Genomic DNA, 1,017 nt, shown 5'->3' with positions numbered 1-1,017 from the left:
CGACCCGATCGACCTCACCTCCGCGCTGGACCGCAACGTGATGCCCGGCGGGCCAGGGTACCCCGGCGGCATGCCGCAGCACGCCGCCGACGGCGCGCTCGTGTTCTGCCTGCGCGAGAACGGATCCTCCCACCTCTGGCGCATCGCGGAGGACGGCTCGGCCGCCCGCGCGCTCGTGGACGGCGCCGCGAACGTCTCCGGCCTCTCGGTCGCGGGCACGTCCGCCGCGATCGTGCGATCCACCCCCGATTCCTTCGGCGAGGTCGTCCTGGTCGACCTCGCCGAAGGCACGACCACGACGCTCACCGCATCCTCCGATCCGGGGTTCGACCTGATCCCCGCCGAGGAGCGCAGGTTCACGATCTCCGACGGCACCGTGGTCACCGGGTGGCTGCGCAGGGATCGGAACGCCACCGGTCCGCTGCCCCTGCTGCTCGACGTGCACGGTGGCCCGCACAACGCGTGGAACGGCGCGGCCGACCTCGTCCATCCGTACCACCAGGTGCTCGCGAGCCGCGGCTGGGCGATCCTCACGCTGAACCCGCGCGGCAGCGACGGCTACGGCGACGCGTTCTTCCGCGCCGTGGCGGGCGGCTGGGGCGTGAACGACGCGAACGATTTCCTCGAGCCGATCGACGCGCTCGTCGCCGAGGGCGTCGCGGATCCGGCACGCCTGGCCGTCACCGGCTACAGCTACGGCGGTTTCATGACCTGCTACCTCACCTCGCGCGACGACCGGTTCGCGGCCGCCGTCGCCGGCGGCGTCGTGACCGACCTGTTCTCGATGGGCGGCACGTCCGACATGGGCCACTTCCTCTCCGCCAAGGAGAACGGCGGCCTGCCGTGGCGGGATGAGGCCCTCATCTCGGCGCAGTCCCCGTTCACGCACGTCGACAGGGTCACCACCCCGACCCTGATCCTGCACGGCGCCGAGGACGACCGCTGCCCCGTTGGGCAGGCCGAGCAGTGGTTCACCGCCCTGCGCGAGCGCGACGTGCCGGCCCGCCTCGTGCTGTA

At 72.5% G+C, this 1,017-nt stretch carries 1 protein-coding gene; it reads left to right on the top strand.

Annotation, left to right across the window (positions count from 1 at the left end; all coding sequences use genetic code 11):
- Positions 1–70 precede the first annotated feature (70 nt).
- A partial coding sequence (locus B7X32_RS20995; protein WP_292724201.1) for a prolyl oligopeptidase family serine peptidase occupies positions 71–1,017 on the top strand: 947 nt, incomplete at its 3' end.

Origin of the sequence: Microbacterium sp. 13-71-7 (assembly GCF_002257455.1) — a bacterium.
Taxonomy (GTDB): Bacteria; Actinomycetota; Actinomycetes; order Actinomycetales; family Microbacteriaceae; genus Microbacterium.
Note: the sequence above shows the minus strand (reverse complement) of the source record. Positions and strands in the feature narration are given on the sequence as shown.